Annotated in this window: 21 protein-coding genes and 1 pseudogene; 17 read left to right on the forward strand and 5 right to left on the reverse strand. The window is 66.1% G+C overall.

Annotation, left to right across the window (positions count from 1 at the left end):
• Positions 1-21: 21 nt before the first annotated feature.
• Genes MRBLMX7_RS13120 through MRBLMX7_RS13135 form a run of 4 tightly spaced genes read left to right on the forward strand, consistent with a single transcriptional unit; the run spans position 22 to position 3,612 of the window.
• Positions 22-948 carry an ABC transporter permease gene (locus MRBLMX7_RS13120; protein WP_341936194.1) on the forward strand — a complete coding sequence of 309 codons (927 nt, stop codon included), beginning with the start codon at positions 22-24 and terminating at the stop codon, positions 946-948.
• Positions 945-1,808 (forward strand): ABC transporter permease, encoded by an 864-nt coding sequence (locus MRBLMX7_RS13125; RefSeq protein ID WP_341933389.1) that lies wholly within the window; start codon positions 945-947, stop codon positions 1,806-1,808. The genes MRBLMX7_RS13120 and MRBLMX7_RS13125 overlap by 4 nt, the downstream gene beginning before the upstream one ends.
• The gene (locus MRBLMX7_RS13130) at positions 1,805-2,815 is read left to right on the forward strand and encodes an ABC transporter ATP-binding protein (protein WP_341933390.1); all 1,011 of its coding nucleotides are present in this window, start codon (positions 1,805-1,807) and stop codon (positions 2,813-2,815) included. The genes MRBLMX7_RS13125 and MRBLMX7_RS13130 overlap by 4 nt, the downstream gene beginning before the upstream one ends.
• Positions 2,816-2,841: 26 nt before the next feature.
• A complete protein-coding gene (locus tag MRBLMX7_RS13135) occupies positions 2,842-3,612 on the forward strand; it encodes an ABC transporter ATP-binding protein (protein ID WP_363369172.1) in 771 nt (256 codons plus the stop codon).
• Between the two features lie 6 nt (positions 3,613-3,618).
• Here MRBLMX7_RS13135 and MRBLMX7_RS13140 read toward each other — a convergent pair whose 3' ends face one another.
• From MRBLMX7_RS13140 to MRBLMX7_RS13150, 3 genes are read right to left on the reverse strand one after another with little or no spacing between them, the layout of a single operon-like run.
• Positions 3,619-4,278 carry a helix-turn-helix domain-containing protein gene (locus tag MRBLMX7_RS13140; protein ID WP_363369174.1) on the reverse strand — a complete coding sequence of 220 codons (660 nt, stop codon included), beginning with the start codon at positions 4,276-4,278 and terminating at the stop codon, positions 3,619-3,621.
• 56 nt (positions 4,279-4,334) lie between these two features.
• Complete coding sequence (locus tag MRBLMX7_RS13145) at positions 4,335-4,820, reverse strand: flavin reductase family protein (RefSeq protein ID WP_363369176.1); 486 nt, start codon at positions 4,818-4,820, stop codon at positions 4,335-4,337.
• The gene (locus tag MRBLMX7_RS13150; protein ID WP_341933394.1) at positions 4,820-6,088 is read right to left on the reverse strand and encodes an acyl-CoA dehydrogenase family protein; all 1,269 of its coding nucleotides are present in this window, start codon (positions 6,086-6,088) and stop codon (positions 4,820-4,822) included. Before MRBLMX7_RS13150 ends, MRBLMX7_RS13145 begins: the two co-directional genes overlap by 1 nt.
• Before the next feature lie 449 nt (positions 6,089-6,537).
• Between MRBLMX7_RS13150 and MRBLMX7_RS13155 the strand changes: the two genes are divergently transcribed.
• The 5 genes and pseudogenes from MRBLMX7_RS13155 to MRBLMX7_RS18705 form a co-directional block, all read left to right on the forward strand.
• Positions 6,538-7,950: an ABC transporter substrate-binding protein gene (locus tag MRBLMX7_RS13155; RefSeq protein WP_363369178.1), complete on the forward strand. Its 1,413-nt coding sequence runs from the start codon at positions 6,538-6,540 to the stop codon at positions 7,948-7,950.
• Between the two features lie 125 nt (positions 7,951-8,075).
• The gene (locus MRBLMX7_RS13160; RefSeq protein WP_341933395.1) at positions 8,076-10,274 is read left to right on the forward strand and encodes an acetate--CoA ligase family protein; all 2,199 of its coding nucleotides are present in this window, start codon (positions 8,076-8,078) and stop codon (positions 10,272-10,274) included.
• A 45-nt stretch (positions 10,275-10,319) separates the two neighbouring features.
• The gene (locus tag MRBLMX7_RS13165) at positions 10,320-11,009 is read left to right on the forward strand and encodes an SDR family NAD(P)-dependent oxidoreductase (RefSeq protein WP_341933396.1); all 690 of its coding nucleotides are present in this window, start codon (positions 10,320-10,322) and stop codon (positions 11,007-11,009) included.
• A 137-nt stretch (positions 11,010-11,146) separates the two neighbouring features.
• Complete coding sequence (locus MRBLMX7_RS13170) at positions 11,147-11,557, forward strand: hypothetical protein (RefSeq protein WP_341933397.1); 411 nt, start codon at positions 11,147-11,149, stop codon at positions 11,555-11,557.
• Between the two features lie 65 nt (positions 11,558-11,622).
• Positions 11,623-11,778, forward strand: a pseudogene (locus MRBLMX7_RS18705) (nucleotidyltransferase domain-containing protein); the annotation flags it as partial.
• Here MRBLMX7_RS18705 and MRBLMX7_RS13175 read toward each other — a convergent pair.
• A complete protein-coding gene (locus tag MRBLMX7_RS13175) occupies positions 11,722-11,916 on the reverse strand; it encodes a hypothetical protein (RefSeq protein ID WP_341955361.1) in 195 nt (64 codons plus the stop codon). The pseudogene MRBLMX7_RS18705 and the gene MRBLMX7_RS13175 overlap by 57 nt on opposite strands.
• Before the next feature lie 3 nt (positions 11,917-11,919).
• Here MRBLMX7_RS13175 and MRBLMX7_RS13180 point away from each other — a divergent pair, with 3 nt between their 5' ends.
• Positions 11,920-12,282 carry a hypothetical protein gene (locus MRBLMX7_RS13180; RefSeq protein WP_363369181.1) on the forward strand — a complete coding sequence of 121 codons (363 nt, stop codon included), beginning with the start codon at positions 11,920-11,922 and terminating at the stop codon, positions 12,280-12,282.
• On the opposite strand, the gene MRBLMX7_RS13185 is transcribed toward MRBLMX7_RS13180, so the two are convergent.
• Positions 12,279-13,202, reverse strand: coding sequence for a LysR family transcriptional regulator (locus MRBLMX7_RS13185; protein ID WP_341933399.1), 924 nt, complete (start codon positions 13,200-13,202; stop codon positions 12,279-12,281). The genes MRBLMX7_RS13180 and MRBLMX7_RS13185 overlap by 4 nt on opposite strands.
• 106 nt (positions 13,203-13,308) lie before the next feature.
• On the opposite strand from MRBLMX7_RS13185, the gene MRBLMX7_RS13190 reads away from it, so the two are divergent.
• Genes MRBLMX7_RS13190 through MRBLMX7_RS13220 form a run of 7 tightly spaced genes read left to right on the forward strand, consistent with a single transcriptional unit; the run spans position 13,309 to position 20,042 of the window.
• Positions 13,309-14,337, forward strand: coding sequence for an amidohydrolase family protein (locus MRBLMX7_RS13190; RefSeq protein ID WP_341933400.1), 1,029 nt, complete (start codon positions 13,309-13,311; stop codon positions 14,335-14,337).
• Positions 14,338-14,347: 10 nt separating this feature from the next.
• Entirely contained in the window at positions 14,348-15,040 is a 693-nt protein-coding gene (gene ligK / locus MRBLMX7_RS13195) for a 4-carboxy-4-hydroxy-2-oxoadipate aldolase/oxaloacetate decarboxylase (protein WP_341933401.1), read from the forward strand.
• 1 nt (position 15,041) lies between these two features.
• A complete protein-coding gene (locus MRBLMX7_RS13200; RefSeq protein WP_341933402.1) occupies positions 15,042-15,977 on the forward strand; it encodes an amidohydrolase family protein in 936 nt (311 codons plus the stop codon).
• Positions 15,978-15,979: 2 nt separating this feature from the next.
• Entirely contained in the window at positions 15,980-17,383 is a 1,404-nt protein-coding gene (locus MRBLMX7_RS13205) for a protocatechuate 4,5-dioxygenase subunit alpha/beta (RefSeq protein WP_363369184.1), read from the forward strand.
• A gap of 33 nt (positions 17,384-17,416) precedes the next feature.
• A complete protein-coding gene (locus tag MRBLMX7_RS13210) occupies positions 17,417-18,370 on the forward strand; it encodes a Gfo/Idh/MocA family oxidoreductase (protein WP_341933404.1) in 954 nt (317 codons plus the stop codon).
• Entirely contained in the window at positions 18,367-19,338 is a 972-nt protein-coding gene (locus tag MRBLMX7_RS13215) for an aldo/keto reductase (protein ID WP_341933405.1), read from the forward strand. Before MRBLMX7_RS13210 ends, MRBLMX7_RS13215 begins: the two co-directional genes overlap by 4 nt.
• Positions 19,335-20,042: a substrate-binding domain-containing protein gene (locus MRBLMX7_RS13220; RefSeq protein WP_341933406.1), complete on the forward strand. Its 708-nt coding sequence runs from the start codon at positions 19,335-19,337 to the stop codon at positions 20,040-20,042. The genes MRBLMX7_RS13215 and MRBLMX7_RS13220 overlap by 4 nt, the downstream gene beginning before the upstream one ends.
• Positions 20,043-20,045 lie beyond the last annotated feature (3 nt).

The following is a 20,045-nucleotide window of genomic DNA, read 5'->3' on the forward strand; positions in this document are numbered from 1 at the left end:
ACCAGAGGGCGCCAACGGCTCGTGCGCTGGCTCGTGCTCCCCGTGGCGACGATACTCGTGACGTCGTTCCTCGTCTTCTCGGCGCTGTCCCTCACGCCGGGAGACCCGATCGCTCAGATCCTCGGGGGGAAGGCGACCGACGAGGCCCGCGCGGCCATGCGAGAGCAGCTGGGCTTGGACGAGCCGCTGATCGCGCGCTACGTCGAGTGGATCGGAGGTCTGCTGCGTGGAGACCTCGGCACCTCCTACACCTACCGGGACTCTGTCGTCTCCGTGCTCGCGCCTCGCGCAGAGGTCACTCTGCAACTCGTCCTCTACGCCGCCGTCCTGATCGTGCTGCTCGGTATCGCGCTCGGTCTGATCGGCGGGCTCACCCAGCGCATCAGGCCTGCGATCGCGGGACTGATCGCCCTGTTGATCTCGATACCGAGCTATGTTGCGGCGACGGCGCTCCTCGGGCTTTTCGCAGTGAACCTGCGGTGGTTTCCGAGCTTCGGCGCGGGCGCGCCCGGCGTGGATCGGTTCTGGCATCTGACCCTCCCGGCGATCGCGCTCTCGGTGTCGTGGATCGCTTACATGGCGCAGATCTCGATGGCGTCCATCGACGATCAGCGGTCGAAGGAGCATGTCCGTACAGCGATCGGCAGGGGACTGCCGCGACATCTGGTGATCGGGAAGCATGTGCTACGCAATGCCGGGGTCCCGATCGTCACAGCGACAGGTCTCACCCTCGCCGCACTCGTCGCGGGCAGCGTGATCGTCGAGACGGCCTTCACGCTCGACGGGATCGGATCCTTGCTCGTCCGCAGCGTGGGAACAAAGGATGTCCCTGTGGTCGCGGCGGTCTCCGTCATCGTCGTTGCCGTGTACGTGATCGTCATGGCACTGGTCGATGTGATCCATGTGCTCCTGGATCCGTCGCTCCGGTCCCGAAAGGGGAGAGCATGACACTCGCCGGGATCACCTCAGCTCTGCGCATTCCTCGATGGAGCCGGACACGCCTGCGTGCCCTGGATCCGTACACGATCTTCCTCATCGTCCTCTGCGGGGCGCTTATCGTGATGGCCGTGATCGGGCCGCTGGTCGCGCCGTACGCCCCGGAATCCACTGATCTCCTCGCCGCCAACCAAGGCCCGAGCCCGGCGCACCTCCTCGGCACGGATTCGCTCGGACGAGACCTGCTCTCCCGGATTCTCTGGGGCGCGCAGATCAGCTACGCGGCGGCTTTGCTCATCGTGTGCATCAGCGTCATCATCGGCACCTTCCTCGCTCTGCTGGCTTCCTGGTACGGCGGGTTCGTGGACAGTGCGACGTCCTCGGTTCTCAACGTGTTCATCGCCATTCCCGGGATGATCGTGGCCATCATCGCGGTCACGGTTCTCGGTGCCGGATTCTGGGCGCCCGTGCTGGCCATGGCATTCGCGAGTTCGCCCTATGTGGCGCGCGTGATCAGGGGAACTGCGCTGCAGGAGCGGCACCGCCCCTACGTCGAGGCGCTCGCACTCTCTGGAGTGTCGACCGTGCGAATCAATGCGCACATTCTGCGCGGTGTCATGCCGATCGTGCTCGCTCAGGCCACTTTCGGCTTCAGCGTCGCGCTGCTCGAGTTCGGTGCGCTGTCGTTCGTCGGACTCGGAGTCCAGCCGCCGACCGCGGAATGGGGGGCCATGGTCATCGCCGGCCGCACCGAGCTCCTCGCCGGGAATCCTCAACAGACGACAGCGGCCGGAGTCATGATCGTCCTCACCGTGATCTCTTTCACCCTCCTGGGGGAACGTCTGCAGAGGATGCTGGGAGCGAGTCGATGACACGCACAGAAGACCCTCGTCCCCCGCTTCTCTCGATCCGGGGCCTGGACGTACGCAATCGGGTCGGGCGCGAGCTCATCCCGGTCCTCAGCGGAGTCGACCTCGACGTGCGCCCCGGCGAAGCCGTCGGCGTCGTAGGGGAGTCCGGCTCGGGCAAGTCGATGACGTTGCGCGCGGTGATGGGACAGCTGCCCAAGGGCTTCAGCAGCGAGGGCACCATCCAGTTCGACGGTGAGGACGTCCTCTCGATGCGACCTTCGCACCTCGCGAGGTTTCGATCTCGTCGGGTGGGGATGATCTATCAGGATCCTCGAGCGCACATCAACCCACTGTGGACCATCGGCGACTTCCTCACAGAGGCGGTCGTGGCCGATCGTCGTCTCTCCCGCCGCGAAGCGCGGGATCGCGCCGGGCGACTGCTCGAAGAGGTGGGGTTCCGCGATCCTGTGCGGCAGATGAAGCAGTACCCCGGCGAGCTCTCGGGGGGTCTGCTGCAGCGCGTGATGATCGTCGCCGCCCTGATGCCCGAACCTCAGCTCCTGCTCGCCGACGAGCCGACCACCGCGCTCGACGTCACCGTTCAGGCGGAGGTGATGTCGATCTTCGGAGATGTGATCCGGGCTCACGATGTCGGGCTCCTCTTCGTGACCCATGATCTCGATCTCGCTGCGGCCACGACCGATCGGCTGGTGGTGATGTACGCCGGGCGTATCATCGAGGCGGGGCCGGCTCGCTCGGTGACGAGCACCCCGACGCATCCCTACACCTCTGCGTTGCTGGCTGCGCGTCCTTCTCTGACGAGACGCGAGCTTCCCGCCAGCATCCCGGGAGTCCCGACGCTCGCGTCGTCAGTGCACGATCGCTGCGCCTTCGCGGATCGATGCCGCTTCGTCGAGCCCGAATGCGTCGAGAGCGAACCGCGCTTGCAGCCGGTGGGCGACGACAGCGTGTCCGCATGCGTGCGGACTCACGAGATTCGAACCCGGCTGGAGAGGACCGCACAGTGACCGCATCTCTTGTCTCACTGGAACACGTGTCGAAGGTCTTCCCCTCTCCCGGAGGTGAGTTCCGAGCCGTCGACGACGTGAGTTTCGACCTGATGGCCGGCGAGGCGGTCGGGATCGTCGGTGAGTCGGGTTCGGGGAAGTCCACCACCGCGCGAATGATCGCGGGACTCGAGCGGACCACAGCGGGGCGGATCACCTTCTGGGGTGAGCAGACGAGACCCGCCCGGACAGCGGTCGCTCGCCGCGCCCAGGCCCGTCGAGTGCAGATGGTCTTCCAGGACCCGTTCGGATCCTTGGACCCTCGCCAGAAGCTCGGAGCGTGTCTCGCGGAGATCCTCGCCATCCACGGCACACCGGCCGGTCAATCGACGAACGAGTTCGCGCGCACGCTGCTAGAGCGTGTCGGGCTGGAGGCGCACCATGCCGATTCCTATCCCCGGCATCTGTCCGGAGGGCAACGGCAGCGATTCGCCATCGCACGGGCTCTGGCGCCGCAGCCGCACCTGTTGATCCTCGACGAAGCGGTCTCGGCTCTCGACGTCAGCGTCCAGGCGCAGGTGCTCAGGCTGCTCAGTGATCTCCGCGAGGAAACCCAGCTGGCGTATTTGTTCGTTTCACACGATCTGGCGGTCGTCCGTCAGATCTGCGATCGCGTTCTGGTGATGCGGGACGGAGCGGTCGTGGAGGAGGGCGGAATCGAGCAGGTGCTGGACGATCCTCAGGCCGCCTATACCCGCAGGCTCATCGAGTCGGTGCCGGTCCCTGGTTGGACGCCGCCGCAGCGCCAGCCTCGGTGAGGGAGGTCACGGGTCCTGCGAGTGAGCGACGACTTCGCAGGCATGCGAGAGTAGTGGGAGCACGTCGTCGAGCCGGAACGGGGTGACGGAGGCCAGGAGTATGCACGCGTCCGATCCGATGATGGGCACGTGAAGGGGGAGTGCAATGGTCGTCGCGCTCCCCCTATTCTCGTTGCTGAATGGTCTTGCGGCATCCGCGAGCAGATCGTTCCCCGCAGCGCCCCCCCTGCCTGCGTCGATCGCTCGGAGAGCGACGTCGTTGTTCTCATGCACGAACCCCGGAGGGGCGGCGACATGCATTCCGGGACGCTGCGGGCTGGCACTGGCGACGGTGACCAGGATGCCGTCCGTGTCGGCGATGATCATCGCCGAGCAGTCCGTCGCATCTGCGAGCTTTTGGAGCGTATCCCGCACGAGGCTTTCGATGGGCTCTGCGACCGCTCGAGCCAGCGCCGTGATGCCGAATCCGAGATAGTAGCGCTTGCGGTCGTCTCTGCGGATGAACTGCGTACGCAGGAACGGCCGCAATAGGCGATAGAGAGCAGTGCGCTGGGTGTCGAGCCGACGCGCGAGGTCGGAAGCGGACAGCCCCTCGGGATTCGCGTAGAGCTCCCAGAGCAGAGCGATCGACCGCTCCACCGTCGTCGAGGAATCGGACGTCGTCAACTCAGAGCGCCGCTTCCCGTGGGACATCACGAAGAAACTCGGCATCGCCATAGTCGTCAGCTGAGTCCGGTGAGAGCACCATTGAAGAATAGCAACGGGTCGCCAGCTGCTGTCCCGAAGTCAGAGACCTGACCGATCACGAGGGTGTGATCACCAGCGTCGTGCTGTGCCCAATGATCGCATTCGAACCATCCGAGCGCGCCGGAGATTCGAGGCAACCGACCGGAGCGATCCCAGTCCGGCGCTCCGGAGCGGTCCTTCGAGGCGAAGGACCGCGCTGTTGCGCCGTGCGCGTCGTTGAGCACGCTGACCGAGAACGACTGCTGCAGGAGCCGCTCGTGTGACCGAGACGTCTTCTGGATCGACACGAGAAGGAGAGGGGGATCCAGCGACACGGAGGTGAAGGCGTTGACAGTGAGTCCGTGGATACCTTCCTTGTCCTCGAAGCCGACGATCGTGACGCCCGTGGCGAAACGCGAGAACGCGCCACGCAGTGCCTGTGAATCGAGCAGAGGCGCTGTAGGCAGTGTCGGCGTGCTCATCATGACCGCTTCCGGGTGGGGAGGTCGACCCGGATGTTCGCGCGATCGGCGAACTGCGGGTGGGGAGGGTAGATGGCAGACATCTCGATGTTCTCGATGAAGGGGCCGCCTTCCATGTCGCGAGTCATCCAGTAGGCACCCACGGAGGGAAGCTGATTCTGAGCGATGATGATGTGGTTCGCAGCAACCGCCATGTCGCGGAAGATGCGCGCGAGCCGGGACTTCGCTCCGACGCCGCCGACGCCGCTCTCGACGAACAGGGTGTTCACGATATCGCGACACTCGTGAACGATGAACGTGTTGATCTCCGCCATCAGCACCCGGAGCTCGTAGTCGATGAAGCGGTTGTTCTGCGCACTCTCGAATGCGCGGGAGATCACGTCGTTCTGCAGCAGCCGCGATGCGCGGATCCGCGCGTCGGAACGAGCGATCGCGATGTGCAGGTTCTCGTCGGTCGCGAAGCGAAGCTGACGGTAGGAGCCGCGTCGGGCCTTCAGATGCGTCTGCTTGATCAACTCCTCCAGCGCGGCGGTTGCGAGTCCGAGCGCATGAGCCGAGTGCGCAGCCTGGATGAACGGGCCCTTCTCGTGCGGCGTTCCATAGGTGATGCCCCAGATGCCGCGCTCGTCCACCATGTCGGCTGGCACGAAGACCTCCTGGTCGACCGAGAAGTCTCCGCTTCCCGTTCCGCGAAGACCGAGGCCATCCCACGTGTCGTGCAGGGTCACGTCCTCCCTGCGGAAGTAGGGAACCACGAACCACGGCGTCCCATCCTTCGGCGAGAGCACGACGTCGCCATTGTCGTCATGGAGAACGCAGAGGCCGAAGAGGTGTGTGGCCTCGGGGGATCCGCTGGAGAACGGCCACCGACCCGATACCCAGTACCCGCCCTCGACTGCGCGAGCCACGCCTCCCGCACGCCCTCCATTACCGGCGATGATCCAGCGTTCGTCATCGAGGATGCGCTGCATGGCCTCCTTTCCGGCCCAGGTCTGCCCGGTGTGCAGCATGCAGAGCCAGCCGGCCGAGCCGTTCACGTGGGAGAGGGCCTCGACGGCCTCAAGCCATTCGACGGGGTGCGCTTCGAGCCCACCCAGCTCCTTGGGGAGGAACGCGCGGTACATGCCGTTCTCGTAGAGCGCGTTGGTGATCTCTTCGGGCATCCTCCGCTCGTTCTCGATGATCTCTTCGGAATCGCGAACCAGAGGGAAGATCTCGGTCACGCGCTCGAGGAGGGTGGTCTCTGCAGTGCTGACGACGGTGCTCACAGCATCTCCTGTCACATAATTGATACGGTTGGCAACATCTTGTATTAATAAAGTGACGAGCGCAACAGGAACTTTTTAATCAGGGGAGCATCCACGGTGATCAGTCAATCGTTATATAAAAGTCACCACATTTAAGTCGATCTGCGCTTCAATGACGGAACCGGAGTCCGCCCCGAGGACTTCACGATGAACGTCGAGAGGAAGCACGAGACATGGATCGATCGCGCCGGGCCCAGCGTAGGGCCGCACTCGTCGCCGCCGTCAGCGTCGCCACCGTGAGCATGGTGGTCGGATGCGCCGCGACGGTGCCTGACACGACGCCGGACACCGCTGTCAAGACGGTGCTCAGATCCCCGGGAGGGGACGGAGCCGTCGACTCCATCACCTGGAACCTCGGGTCAGGAGAGCCCGGGACGCTGGACCCGCCGAACGTCCCGACCTACTCGGCGATGGCTGTCGTCACGAGCGTCTGCGACTCCCTGCTCTCAGTCGACGAGTCGGGGGCGATCGTACCCGGTCTCGCGTCTGTGACGCAGGAGTCTCCGCTTAGAGCCGTGTTCACACTCCGCACCGACGCGACATTCTGGGACGGTGCACCGCTGACGACCGAGGACGTCGCCTACAGTCTCAACCGGGCTGCTTCGCCGTCGTCCTACCTCGCGCCGACGTTCGCCAACGTCGCGGCCATCTCGGCCATCTCGGACACAGAGGTCGCGATCGACTTCAGTGCACCTGATGCCACCTTCCTGCCGACCATGGTCGGAGTCGGAGGTGTCGTCATGGAGAAGGCGTTCAGCGAGAACGCCGGAGAGGCGCTCGGCACTCCCGCGGGAGGCTTGATGTGTTCCGGTCCCTTCGAGATCTCCAAGTGGAACGTCGGTACCGACATCCGGCTCGTCAAGAACGAGAACTACTGGGACAAGGGCCGAGCGGCCAAAGCGGACGCCGTCCGTCTCACCTTCATCACCGATACGAGTGCTCTCACTCAGGCGATGGCGACTGGGGAAGTCGACGGTGGATGGGAGATTCCCGCCTCGTCCATCCCCGCCCTGCAGGCCGTCGACACGGGCTCGTTGTATTTCGGCGGTACCACGACGATCTGGTCTCTCCGTGTCGCGAGCCCTGACAGCATCCTCGCTACCAACGCAACACTGCGGCAGGCTTTTCAGCAGATGATCGACCGGGACGCGATCGCGCAGGCGGTCTTCCATGGTGCGGCCCAGCCGTGGCGCACCGCGATCAGTCCCATTTCATGGCCGGCCTCTGTGCGGGACAGCACAGAGAAGCGGACGACCGCGATCGCGGACGGTCGCGGCTACGATCCGGAGAAGGCGAAGCAGCTGGTCGAAGAGGCCGGTGTCGAGGATCAGGAGATCGAGCTGATCGTGGCGAGCGGAGACGAGACGGCTTCTCAACTCGGTCAGCTCGTTCAGGCCCAGGCGCAGGCGGCGGGCCTTAGTGTGTCGATCCGTGCACTCCAGCCGCTCGAGTACGCTCAGGCGATGTACGATCCGGCCGTGCGCGGCGACAGCGATCTGCTCCTGAGTAGCAGTGGCGACGTCGTGCAGGAGCCGCTTGCCTCGATCCGCTACTACTACCTGCCCAACGGCCTCTACAACTGGGATGGCTACGTGGACGAGCAGCTTGAGGGGCTCTTCGGTGAAGCTGTCGCCGAGCTTGACGAGGATCGCCGCACCGAGCTCACTCTTGACATCCAGGATCGCTTCGAAGAGCGCGCCGCGACAATCTCCATCGTCAATCCATACCAGGTGAACTTCGTCAGCGATCGTGTGGGCGGCGTGATCACCTCTTCGGTGTACGTCAACCTTCCTTCTCTGTCCTTCATCGGGAGCGCCGACTAGGCGCCTGTGAGTTGAGCGGTGGTCAGCCCGGAGCGGCCGGGCTGACCACCGCTCGGACTTGGGCACGGTCGCTGGACGAGCCCGCGAGTTTTTTATATAGTTAGTGCTACATAAAAGGAGTCCTCATGTCGCTCGCCGATCTCATCCCGCTGATCACATTCGTCTCCCCGAGGCGAGTCGTTGTCGTCGGCGCGTCTTCGACCCGGACCGACGCGACCGGAAATCAGGTGCTCCGCAACCTCCGTAATGGGGGGTTCAGGGGCCGGATCGATGTCCTCAGCCAGAGTGGTGGCACGATCGAGGGCATCGAGGCGCTTTCAGACGTGAGCGAGGCGGCCGGCGCCGACCTCGTCGTCGTGACCCTTCGCGCAGGCGCCGTGCTCCCCGCGTTGCGTGGCCTCGCGGCTGTCGGCGTCAAGGCGGGACTCGTGATGAGTGTGGGATTCACCCCTGATGAGATCCGGGCGATCAACGACTTCTCACGCAGCTCCGGCATGCACATCCACGGGCCGAACTGCATGGGACTGATCAACGTCCACGACCGCACGATGCTGTGGGCGGACGAGGGGATCCTCGCTGATCTTCCCGCCGGAAACGTCGCCATCGTCTCGCAGTCGGGGTCGGGGGCGATCTTCGTCGCGCGGTCGACGAGCGGCGTCGGCTTCTCCCACATCGTGTCGACCGGAAACGAAGCGGCCCTGACCACAGCCGACTACGTGCGATACCTCGCAGAGGACTCCAGAACAGGCGTCATCGCACTCATCCTGGAGTCGGTGTACGACTCCGAAGGCTTGGCGCGGGCCGTCGAAGCCGCACGGGAGGTCGGTAAGCCGGTCGTGGCGCTGAAAGTGGGCTCCTCCGAATCAGGGCGGGCGGCGACGCTCGCTCACACCGGAGCGATGCTCAGCAACCGAACGGTCATCGACGCATACATGGAGCAGATCGGCGTGCCCCTTCTGGCGGACTATGACGAGTTGGCCGCCGCAATCGATCTGCTCGCCCGCGTCGACTGGCGAGCCGTCGGAGCGGGGCGGACCGCAATCGTCACTCTCTCCGGAGGGCAGGCGGCCCTGGCAGCCGATCTGGCGGAACAGGTGGGCGCGACTTTGGCGCGCTTCTCGCCGGAGACGCAGCGGCGACTCGAGGAAGTCCTCCCGGACATGCACGCGATCAACCCGCTCGATGCGTGGGGGAGCGCGGATGCGGACGACGACACGTTCCAGCGCACCCTGCAGATCATCAGCGAGGACGAGGGCGTCGATGTCGTACTCGGTGTCATCGACGCGCAGTCGAGCCTGTCTGCGATCGAGTTGGAGTACGAAGACGACATTGTCGACGCCTTCACGCTACTGAGTGCTGAGGCCGAGGTCCCCGTGCTCCTTGCCTCCAGCTCCTCGATGACCGTGCATCCAGTGCGGGTGCCCACGACCGACGCGAGCATCCCGGTGCTCCGGGGTCTTCGCAACGCCTTGACGGCCGTCCGCGCAGCCGCTCAGGTTGCAGGGCAAGGCCCGCGCCTGCTCGACCGCCCGTCCTCGGTTCCCGGCTCTGCGATCGTTGAAGAGATCCGCGGCTCTCTCGCGCGCACATCGGGCGTGCTCGACCGGGACTCCGTGCGACGGGTTCTCGATGTCTACGGGATCAATACCGTCAGTTCGCATTCGTTCGGCGATGTGGACGAGGCGGTCGGATGGTGCGAGCGCAACGGATACCCGGTCGTGGCCAAGATCGATTCTCCCGACATCACCCATCGGTCCGATGTCGGTGGTGTGGCGCTGGGCCTGCAGGATGAGGAGCAACTGCGCGACGCGTGGGCGGCGATTCTCGGATCTGCGCATCGCCATCGTCCAGATGCCGAAATTCGCGGCATCGAGGTGCAGAGACAGATCCCTACGGGCATCGAAGCGTTCCTCGGCTTCGTCGCGGACCCTGACATCGGCGTGGCTGTAGGAATCGGCATCGGCGGAGTGCTGGTCGAGCTACTCGACGACGTGGAGTATGCGATCGCGCCCCTCTCGCCGGAGTCAGCGCGCCGCCTGCTCGACGGTACTCGACTCTCACAGCTCCTTGATGGGTTTAGGAACCTTCATCCCGTCGTCGATGTCGGATCCGTCGTCAACCTCCTCGTGAAGCTCTCGTGGATGGCAGTCGATTTGAAGGACATCCTGGTTGCGGGCGACCTCAACCCGCTGATCATCGAACCGGCCTCAGGAGCCGCGTTCGTGGTCGATGCGCTGCTGGTCGCACAGGAGCGGAGCGGAGATGGCGTTCCTGCGCTTCGACAGGTTCCTGCACTTCGGCAAGGCGCCGCGGCTGATTCCTAGAACGCTCCGCAGAAGCGGGTCGCATTGAACGAACGAGGAACTCAGATGAAGACCGCTCTCGAACATCCCGTTTCCGGCAGGCTCGTGCTGCTCGCCGGGGGCACGTCCGCTTCGGGATTCGCCTCCGCGAAGGCGCTTCTCGACCGCGGCGCACAAGTGATCATCGTTGGTCGGGATGCGGGGAAGCTGGCTCGGTGCCGAGACGAACTCCCGCAGGTGCACGTACAGCGGGCGGACCTCTCGAGCGAGGAATCGGTCGCAGAGCTACGCAAGCGAATCCTCGACACGTGGGGGCGGGTCGACGGGGTGCTCCATCTCGTCGGCGGTTGGAGTGGGGGCGGTGGTCTCGCCGGGCAGACCGACGAAGCGTACAGGTCGTTGGAGTCGAGTCTCAGTGCCCTGAGGCATGTGTCGCGAGCGTTCGACACTGATCTGAGACTGTCCTCGGCCGGTCGCACGGCGATCGTCTCTTCCGTCGTCGTCTCCCGCCCGACTGGCAGCTCTGCGAACTACGCCGCCCTCAAGTCGGCAGCGGAGACCTGGATGCTTGCTGTCGACCATGGTCTTCGAGCGCACGGGTTGAATGATCACGGCGAGGTCAGGTCGTTCGGCGCGGTGTTCCGCGTCAGATCCCTAGCCGGCATCGAAGGCATTCTGGCGGAGTCCTTCGCAGGCCTCTGGGACCGTGACGCTGCGCCTACGGAGCTAGTGGTGACTGAGCTGCACCCGGGCTGATGCGCGGGGTTCGCCGTCGCTCTCCCGAGAACCCCACAAGCGCTCCATCGACGAGATTAGACCTTGACAATGATGTCAAGGTTTACGCTCGTATCTGAACTCGGCACCGACCTCGGGACGCCGAGGATGGAACGCACATGACCACGCAAGACCGGGAAGGATCATCGCGGAAGATCCTCGTTATCGGAGCGGGGGAGTTGGCGATGCCGGTTCTGCGCAACGTCGCCCGCCGGACGGCTGATGTGCCCGGGGCCTCCGTGAATGTGCTGCTTCGTCCAGCCGCCATCGGTTCCGCATCGTCGTCGGAGCAGAAGGACATCGCCGAGATCCGGGCCCTCGAAATCGAGATCATTCCCGGGGATCTCGTCCTCGCGACAGGGGCTCTGCGCAACCTCAACCACATCTACGCAGCCGACGACTCGGCGAGCTGGCTCGGCCTCGGGCTGTTCCTGGCGTCGCTCGCGGTGATGGGCGGTGGCGTTCACGCCGCTCGACCCGTGGTGATCGCGGGGATCGCGCAGCTCTTCGGCAAGGTGTCCGGTCGCTGACCACCTGCCGAGAATAGACGCCGACCGCTCATCACAAGGCACCGCTCTTGCCCTATTCTCGACGCATGGCTGACTCCACCCCGCACTCTGACGCCCCTTGGCGACCGCTCGCAGCGGGCGAGATCGTCGATCTGCTGTCCGCGGCGGGAATCCGGTGGTGGCTGTCAGGAGGGGTGGCTCTCGACCGGTGGGTCGGGCGCGAGATCAGAAAGCGCGGTGACGTCGACATCAGCGTTATCCGTGACGATCTGCCCGCTTTGGTGCGAGCTCTGCCGGATCGCTTCAGCGCGTGGGCGGCGATCGGCGATGACTGTGATCATCTCCTCTTCCGGGATGTCCCCGAAGACGCTGACGTTCATCGTGTGAAGATCTTGAATGACTCTTCGACGGAATGGGTGCTCCAGGTGAACGTCGAGGACGGCGGGGAGCGTGCTTGGGTATACAAGCGCGACCCCCGGCTCCAGCTGCCGTGGGATCGTGCCGTCCGCGACATCGGCGGCGTTCCCACCGGTGCTCCCGAGGTGCAGCTCGTGTGGAAGGCGCTTCGACCACGACCAGAGGATGACGTGGATAAGGACGCTGTCCTGGCTGCTCTCGACCCGGATGCCCGCGCGTGGTACGAGCAGGCGATTCTCTCGATACACCCGCACTCGACCTGGTCGATCCACGTGCGGAGTCCGTTCGCCCCCACGAAGGCGAGTTGGGGTCGAAAGCGGCAGCCTTAGAGGGCGTCCGCCGGCGCGCGTCGATACTCCTCTGTGCTCACTGCCTCGCGTACGAGCTCCCGGAACCATTTCTGCGCGGGGGATAGTGCTGCCTCCCGTCTGGTGTACAGCGAAACCGGTGTGCTCTGTCCTGGCCACGGGAGGTCAGTGATGTCGAGGTCAGGGAACCATCCGCGGAAGACCTCGGCGACGTGCCGCGGCAGCAAAACCACCAGGTCGGTCGTCTGAACCACGGCGGGTACGGTGGCGTATTCCTCCACGGTGAGCGATACCTGCGACATCAGTCCGTGCTCGATCAACGCCTGCAGCGGGAAGACATGACCCCCGCGGGCGGACACTCGGATGAAGTGTCGGCCGTCGAACATGTCAGGAGCAGTCGGTGGTAAGGGGTGGCGCGTCGAGGAGAGCGCGACGTACTCCACGGCGCGCACGTGCGTGCGCCACAGCCGTGGGCTGCCGACCATCGAGACGGTCATGGCGAGGTCGATCTTGCCTCGGGTGAGTCCATCTTCCACGTGGTCCGCGTCTAGTCGTTCGACCTTCAGGTGGGGGCGAGACCCTTGTCGAGCCAGGGCGGCCATCACCGGCGGGAGAAACGTCTGTTCGCCGATGGACGTGAGCCCCATGACGAGCTCTCCGCGAAAGCCTGCGGGCTCGAACGTACGGGGGTCGCCCACCGCGGAGTCGATCTGCGCGAGTGCTTCGTGCAACGGCACGAAGAGGGCTGTCGCCCTGGCTGTCGGGACCATGTCGTGCCCCTCGCGTCGGAAGAGGTCATCCTCGAAGCGCTCCCGCAGACGGCGCAGCGTATAGCTCACCGTCGGCTGCGTCACATGAAGCCGCGCGGCCGCGGCGGTCACGCTGCGCATTTCGTAGAGCACGACGAAGGTGCGTAGCTGGTTCAGATCGACGATGTCCACGAATAGACCCTATCTATGCGGGTGGCGGCACGCATCTATTGGACTGCTGAGCGGCGGCGATCTACGTTCGAAGTATTCACACCTCCAGTGAGAAGGACGACACGCCGTGATCATCGATGTACACGGGCACTACACGACAGCCCCCGCTCAACTCGGTGCGTGGCGGGATCTGCAGATCGCATTCACGAACGGCGACGGAGAATCCCCCGATCCGGCTGCTCTCCGCATCGACGACGACGATATCCGCGAGACGATCGAGGCGAACCAGCTTCGCCTGATGAACGACCGCGGCAGCGACCTCACCCTGTTCAGCCCTCGCGCGTCCTTCATGGCGCACCACATCGGCGATCTGAATGTGAGCGAGACCTGGGCGCGCATCTGCAATGACCTGTGCGCCCGGGTGAGCGAGCTTTTCCCTGACCGGTTCCTCCCCGGCGCGATGCTCCCGCAATCCCCAGGGGCTGATCCCGCGACGAGCGTCGCCGAGATTACGCGTGCGGTCGAAGAGCTCGGCGTCGTCACGGTCAATCTCAACCCCGACCCGGCCGGCGGGCTGTGGACGGCTCCCGCGCTCACGGATCGATCCTGGTACCCGATCTACGAGAAGCTCGTGGAGTACGAGCTGCCGGCCATGATCCACGTCAGCACGTCTTGCAAGCCGGTATTCCACACAACCGGCGACCACTATCTCGGTGCCGATACCACTGCCTTCATGCAACTACTCAAAGGCGATCTGTTCCGCGACTTCCCCGACCTCAAGTTCGTGATCCCGCACGGCGGCGGAGCGGTCCCGTATCACTGGGGTCGCTTTCGTGGACTGGCCATGGCACTGGGGAAGCCGGAGCTCGAGGAGCATCTTCTGGGCAACGTGTTCTTCGACACGTGTGTCTACCACCAGTCGGGGATCGATCTGCTGGCCGAAGTCATTCCGACGAGGAACATCCTGTTTGCCAGCGAGATGATCGGTGCCGTGCGCGACATCGACCCGCGCACCGGGCATTATTTCGATGACACGAGGCGCTATGTCGACGCGACGCCGAATCTGACCGATATCGAGCGCTTCGCCGTCTTCGAGGGCAACGCCCGCCGGGTCTACCCGCGGCTCGACCGAGCACTGACCGCCCGCGGGCTCTGAAAGGTACGCCATGCGCCTGAACGACCTCGGTATCGTCCACACGAACATCGAGCGACCCGATCCTGACGACGTCGAGCGGATCTCCCAGTTCGGCGTCGCCACCATTCATGAGGCGATGGGCAGGGTCGGGCTTCTCCGCCCCTACATCCGTCCGGTATATCCCGAAGCGAAGCTGTGCGGCGTCGCGGTGACCGTGCTCCTGCAGCCAGGTGACAACTGGATGTTCCACGTCGCGGCGGAGCATGTGAGCGCGGGTGATGTCCTCGTCGCGGGCTGTACGACGGAGAGCGAGGACGGCTTCTTCGGCGAGCTGCTCGCAACCTCGCTCACCGCGCGCGGGTGCAAGGGGCTCGTGATCGACGGCGGAGTTCGAGACGTCGCCGACCTTGAGCGGATGAACTTCCCCGTGTTCTCGCGGGCGATCCACTCCAAGGGGACGGTCAAGGCGACGCTCGGCTCGGTGAACGTCCCGGTGGTGGTCGCCAATGCCCTGGTCAACCCGGGTGATGTCGTCGTGGCCGACGTCGACGGCGTCGTCGTGGTGCCGCGCGCGCTGGTCGGAGCGGTCGCCGACGCGAGCCGCGCACGCGAGGACAACGAAGAGGCCAAGCGCGAGAAGTTCCGCGAGGGCATGCTCGGCCTCGACATCTACGGCATGCGCGAGAAGCTCGCCGCCGCCGGCCTCGAGTACCGGGAGGACTGACGTGTCGCACGGAGACACGAGCGGCGGCTTCGAGAAGACCGCCGGATGGCTGGACTGGTACGACGGCCCCAGCACGCCGATGTTCCAGGTGCCGGAGGGTGCGGTGGACGCGCATTGCCATGTGTTCGGGCCGGGGGCTGAGTTCCCCTACGCGCCGGAACGCAAGTACACACCGTGCGATGCGTCGGCGGAGCAGCTGTTCGCCCTGCGGGACCACCTCGGCTTCGACCGCAACGTGATCGTGCAGGCCACCTGCCACGGCGCCGACAACAGCGCACTCCTCGATGCCCTCCGCCGCAGCGAGGGCCGCGCCCGGGGCGTCGCGACCGTGCGGCGCGATGTGACCGACGAAGAGCTCGCCGAGCTGCACGAGGCGGGTGTGCGCGGCGTGCGCTTCAACTTCGTCAAGCGCCTGGTCGACCGGGTGCCGACCGACTCGCTCGAAGACATCGTCGCGAAGGTCGCGCCGCTCGGCTGGCACGTCGTGATCTACTTCGAAGCCGACGACCTCCCCGAGCTGTACGACTTCTTCTCCGGCATCCCGACGGATATCGTCGTCGACCACATGGGTCGCCCCGATGTCTCGAAGGATCCGGACGGCCCGGAGTTCGAGCTGTTCCTGAGCTTCCTGCGCGAGAACCCCCGCGTGTGGACCAAGGTGTCGTGCCCCGAGCGGCTCAGCATCGACGGTCCACGCGCTCTGCACGGCGAGCAGCACGCGTACACCGACGTCGTGCCCTTCGCCCGTCGCGTGGTCGAGGAGTTCCCCGACCGCGTGCTGTGGGGCACCGACTGGCCCCACCCCAATCTCAAGGACCACATGCCCGACGACGGGCTCCTGGTCGACTACATCCCGCAGATCGCCCCGACCGCCGACCTGCAGCGGCAGCTGCTCGTCGACAACCCGCGGCGGCTGTACTGGCCAGAAGGAGAATGACCATGGCACTCGACAAGCCGTACAAGGACGTCCCCGGCACGACGATCTACGACGCCGAGCAGGCGCGCAAGGGATACCACCTCAACCAGTTCTCGATGTCGCTGATGAAGCCCGAGAACCGGGAGCGGTTCCTCGCGGATCAGGAGGCGTACCTCGACGAGTGGCCGCTGAACCCGGTGCAGCGCCAGGCGGTGCTCGACATGGACCTTAACACCATGATCGCCGAGGGAGGGAACATCTACTTCCTCAGCAAGATCGGCGCGACCCACGGACTCAGCTTCCAGCAGATGGCGGGCTCGATGACCGGGATGTCGGAGGCCGCGTACCGGGACATGATGGTCGCCGGCGGCCGTCGCCCCGAGGGCAACCGCCTGAAGGACCTCGACGGATGGACGCCCCGGTCGACCGAGAAGGCGACCGCCGTCCGGCCGGACGCCCCCGCCCGCTACACCTCGGCGCTGTTCACGTCGCACGTCCCGGCGATCGGTGCGGCGATGGATCTCGGCAAGACGGAGGAGCCGTACTGGAAGAAGGTCTTCGACGGCTACCGGTGGACCCGCACATGGGCGAAGGAGAACACCCCCGATGTCGTGATCCTCGTGTACAACGACCACGCCACGGCCTTCGACGCCTCGATCATCCCCACCTTCGTCCTCGGCACGGGTGACGAGTACCCGGTCGCCGACGAGGGTTATGGTCCTCGTCCCGTTCCGGATGTGAAGGGCTACCCGGAGTTCGCCGCGCACCTCGCGCAGTCGATCATCCAGGACGACTTCGACCTCACCCTCGTCAACGAGATGGTCGTCGACCACGGCCTGACCGTGCCGCTGTCCCTCGTGTACGGCGAGGTCGAGGAGTGGCCGGTCCGAGTCATCCCGCTCGCCGTGAACGTCGTGCAGTACCCGGTGCCGTCCGGCCGACGCTGCTACGAGCTGGGCAAGGCTCTGCGCCGCGCGATCGACAAGTGGGACGGCGAAGAGCTGAACGTGCAGATCTGGGGAACCGGCGGCATGAGCCACCAGCTGCAGGGGCCGCGCGCCGGACTCATCAACAAGGAGTGGGACAACGCGTTCCTCGACCACCTGATCGCGGACCCGCTCGGACTCACGGAGTGGCCTCACATGGAGTACGTCGACGAGGCGGGCTCTGAGGGGATCGAGCTCGTCGACTGGCTCATCGCCCGCGGCGCGATGGACGACCAGTTCGGCGGCGAGGCTCCCGAGGTGGGCCACCGGTTCTATCACGTCCCCGCGTCGAACACCGCGGTCGGACACCTCGTCCTGTCGAACCCGGTCCGCACGCCCGCCCTCGCCGAAGACGACGCCGATGCGGCCGTGCCGACGCGCAGCTCCGCGCCCGAGGGCTCGAGCGAGCCCGAGGCGATGGCAGCGCTGTCGAACGCCTGACGTCCTGAACCGGAGCCCCGGGAGGAAACCCGCATGACAGACAAGATCCGAATCGCGGTTGTCGGCGCCAACGGCGCCTTCGGCATGAAGCACCTCGACGGCCTCGCGAACATCGAGGACGCGGAGGTGACGGTCGTCAGCGCGACTTCGCAGGAGAAGGCGGATGCCGTCGCCGCGCAGTACGGCGTCGCGACCGCCGTCGTGGGGCTGGATGCCGTGTTCGAGCGCGACGACGTGGACGCCGTGATCCTCGCGACTCCCACCGGACTGCACGCCGCACAGACCCAGGCGGTGCTCGCGGCCGGCAAGCACGTGCAGGTCGAGATCCCGCTCGCGGACTCGCTGGCCGACGCCGAGGCCACCCTCGCCGTGGCCGAGGCCTCGGACCGCGTCGCAATGGTCGGCCACACGCGGCGGTTCAACCCCTCCCACCAGCTGGTGCACGAGCGCATCGCCGCCGGCGAGTTCGCCGTGCAGCAGATGGACGTGCAGACGTACTTCTTCCGCCGCACGAACACGAACGCCAAGGGCGAGGCGCGCTCGTGGACCGACCACCTCCTCTGGCATCACGCGGCCCACACCGTCGACCTCTTCGCTTACCAGGCGGGGCGCATCGTGCAGGCGCACGCGATCCAGGGCCCGATCCACCCCGAGCTCGGCATCGCGATGGACATGTCGATCCAGCTGAAGAGCGAGACCGGGGCAATCTGCACGCTGTCGCTGTCGTTCAACAACGACGGGCCCTTCGGCACGTTCTTCCGCTACATCGGAGACACCGCCACGTACGTCGCCCGCTACGACGACCTCTACGACGGCAGGGATCAGCAGATCGACGTGTCGCAGGTGGCCGTGAGCTTCAACGGCATCGAGCTGCAGGACCGCGAGTTCGTCGCCGCGATCCGCGAAGGACGCGAGCCGAACTCGTCGCTGCGTCAGGTCATCGACTGCTACCGCGTGCTCGGCGCGCTGGAGGAGCAGCTCGCGTGATCCTGCCCCGCATCGGCCTCGGCTGCATGTCGCTGAGCCACGCCTACGGAGTGCCCCCGTCGGACGCGGACGGCCTGGCTCTGCTGTGTGCGGCGCTCGACGCGGGAGTGGGGATGCTCGACACCGCGACCCTGTACGGCGGCGGTCGCAACGAGGAGCTCGTCGGGAGGGCGGTCGCCGGTCGGCGCGACGAGGTGCTGCTCGCGAGCAAGGGCGGGATGGCGCTCGTTGACGGCGTGCGCACGATCGACGGACGCCCCGACACCCTGCGCACCCAGGTCGACGAATCGCTGCGTCGCCTCGGCGTGGACCGCATCGACCTCTACTATCTGCACCGCTGGGACCGCTCGGTGCCGATCGGCGAGAGCGTCGGCGCGCTGGCGGAGCTCGTCGATGACGGCAGGATCGGCGCGATCGGGCTCTCGGAGGTGTCGGTCGCGCGTCTTCGAGAGGCGCAGCGGACTGCTCCGATCGCCGCCGTGCAGAACGAGTACTCGCTCTGGAGTCGGAACCCCGAACTCGGCATGCTCGACGCCACCCGCGAGTCCGGCGTGGCGTTCGTCGCCTTCTCGCCCGTCGCCCGCGGCTTCCTGAGCCGCGGGGTGTCGGACCCGGCGCACCTGGCGTCGAACGACATCCGTCGCTCCATGCCCCGCTTCCAGCCCGAGCACTGGCCCATCAACGCCGCGCTGCTTCCGGACTGGCACGCGCTCGCCGACGAGGCCGGGTGCACTCCCGCGCAGCTCGCCCTCGCGTGGGTGCTCTCGCGCGGAGAGCACGTCGTCGCGATCCCCGGCACGACGGATCCGACGCATCTGCGCGAGGATCTCGCCGCCGTCGACGTCGAGGTGCCGCCGGAGATCCTGCGCAGGGCGGGACGGCTCATCGGCACCGACACCGTCTCCGGACCGCGGTACGCGCCGGGTCCCGCTGCGGACGTCGACACCGAGACCTTCGAGGCCGCATGAGAGCCGTGTCGTCGATGGCCACCCGGCATCTGCTCGCCGATCTCACGGTCGCCGCGGCCGAGGTGGGTCTCCCGCGCGTGCACATCGAGTCGACGGGAGGGGTCGAGGCCGCCCGACGCGTCGCCGAGGGCGAGGGATTCGACCTCGTCTTCCTCGCCGCCGGAGCCCTTTCCGCCCTCGCCGCCCAGGGGCATGTCGACGACGACTCGCTCACACCGCTCGTGATCTCGCAGGTGGCGGTCGCCGTGACCGCAGGCGGCGCCGGTCGAGCCGAGCGGCCGGACGAAGCCGCCTTCGCGGATGCGGCCGGCGTGCGCGACGCGCTGCGCTCAGCGGCGAGGGTCGGGTACTCGACAGGGCCGAGCGGTACGGCGCTGCTCGAGATGATCCGGGCATGGGGTCTCACGGATGCCGTCGGCCCCAAGCTCCTGCAGGCCCACCCCGGCGTGCCGGTGGCGCAGCTGCTGGCGCAGGGATCTGTCGATCTGGGCTTCCAGCAGCTCAGCGAGCTCGTGGGCCAGCCGGGCATCCGGGTGACCGGGGTGCTCCCCGACGACTGCGCGATCGACACCGTGTTCTCGGGTGCCGTCTCGCGGAGCTCTAATGATCCGGGGGCGGCCCGTGCGGTCCTCGAGTTCTTCGCCTCGCCGGAGGCCTCGGCGATCGCGATCGCGCACAGCTTCCACGCGGCATCCGCCTCGTGACGA

The organism is Microbacterium sp. LMX7-1.2, assembly GCF_040675935.1.
Taxonomy (GTDB): domain Bacteria; phylum Actinomycetota; class Actinomycetes; order Actinomycetales; family Microbacteriaceae; genus Microbacterium.

Bases quoted from the DNA above. Each gene is read 5' to 3' on its own strand.
- MRBLMX7_RS13165 (WP_341933396.1), top strand. From the start codon at position 10,320: ATGAAGACCGCTCTCGAACATCCCGTTTCCGGCAGGCTCGTGCTGCTC.
- MRBLMX7_RS13130 (WP_341933390.1), top strand. From the start codon at position 1,805: ATGACACGCACAGAAGACCCTCGTCCCCCGCTTCTCTCGATCCGGGGC.
- MRBLMX7_RS13155 (WP_363369178.1), top strand. From the start codon at position 6,538: ATGGCTGTCGTCACGAGCGTCTGCGACTCCCTGCTCTCAGTCGACGAG.
- MRBLMX7_RS13205 (WP_363369184.1), top strand. From the start codon at position 15,980: ATGGCACTCGACAAGCCGTACAAGGACGTCCCCGGCACGACGATCTAC.
- MRBLMX7_RS13160 (WP_341933395.1), top strand. From the start codon at position 8,076: ATGTCGCTCGCCGATCTCATCCCGCTGATCACATTCGTCTCCCCGAGG.
- ligK (WP_341933401.1), top strand. From the start codon at position 14,348: ATGCGCCTGAACGACCTCGGTATCGTCCACACGAACATCGAGCGACCC.
- MRBLMX7_RS13145 (WP_363369176.1), bottom strand. From the start codon at position 4,820: ATGAGCACGCCGACACTGCCTACAGCGCCTCTGCTCGATTCACAGGCA.
- MRBLMX7_RS13170 (WP_341933397.1), top strand. From the start codon at position 11,147: ATGACCACGCAAGACCGGGAAGGATCATCGCGGAAGATCCTCGTTATC.
- MRBLMX7_RS13175 (WP_341955361.1), bottom strand. From the start codon at position 11,916: ATGAACGTCAGCGTCTTCGGGGACATCCCGGAAGAGGAGATGATCACA.
- MRBLMX7_RS13220 (WP_341933406.1), top strand. From the start codon at position 19,335: ATGAGAGCCGTGTCGTCGATGGCCACCCGGCATCTGCTCGCCGATCTC.
- MRBLMX7_RS13210 (WP_341933404.1), top strand. From the start codon at position 17,417: ATGACAGACAAGATCCGAATCGCGGTTGTCGGCGCCAACGGCGCCTTC.
- MRBLMX7_RS13125 (WP_341933389.1), top strand. From the start codon at position 945: ATGACACTCGCCGGGATCACCTCAGCTCTGCGCATTCCTCGATGGAGC.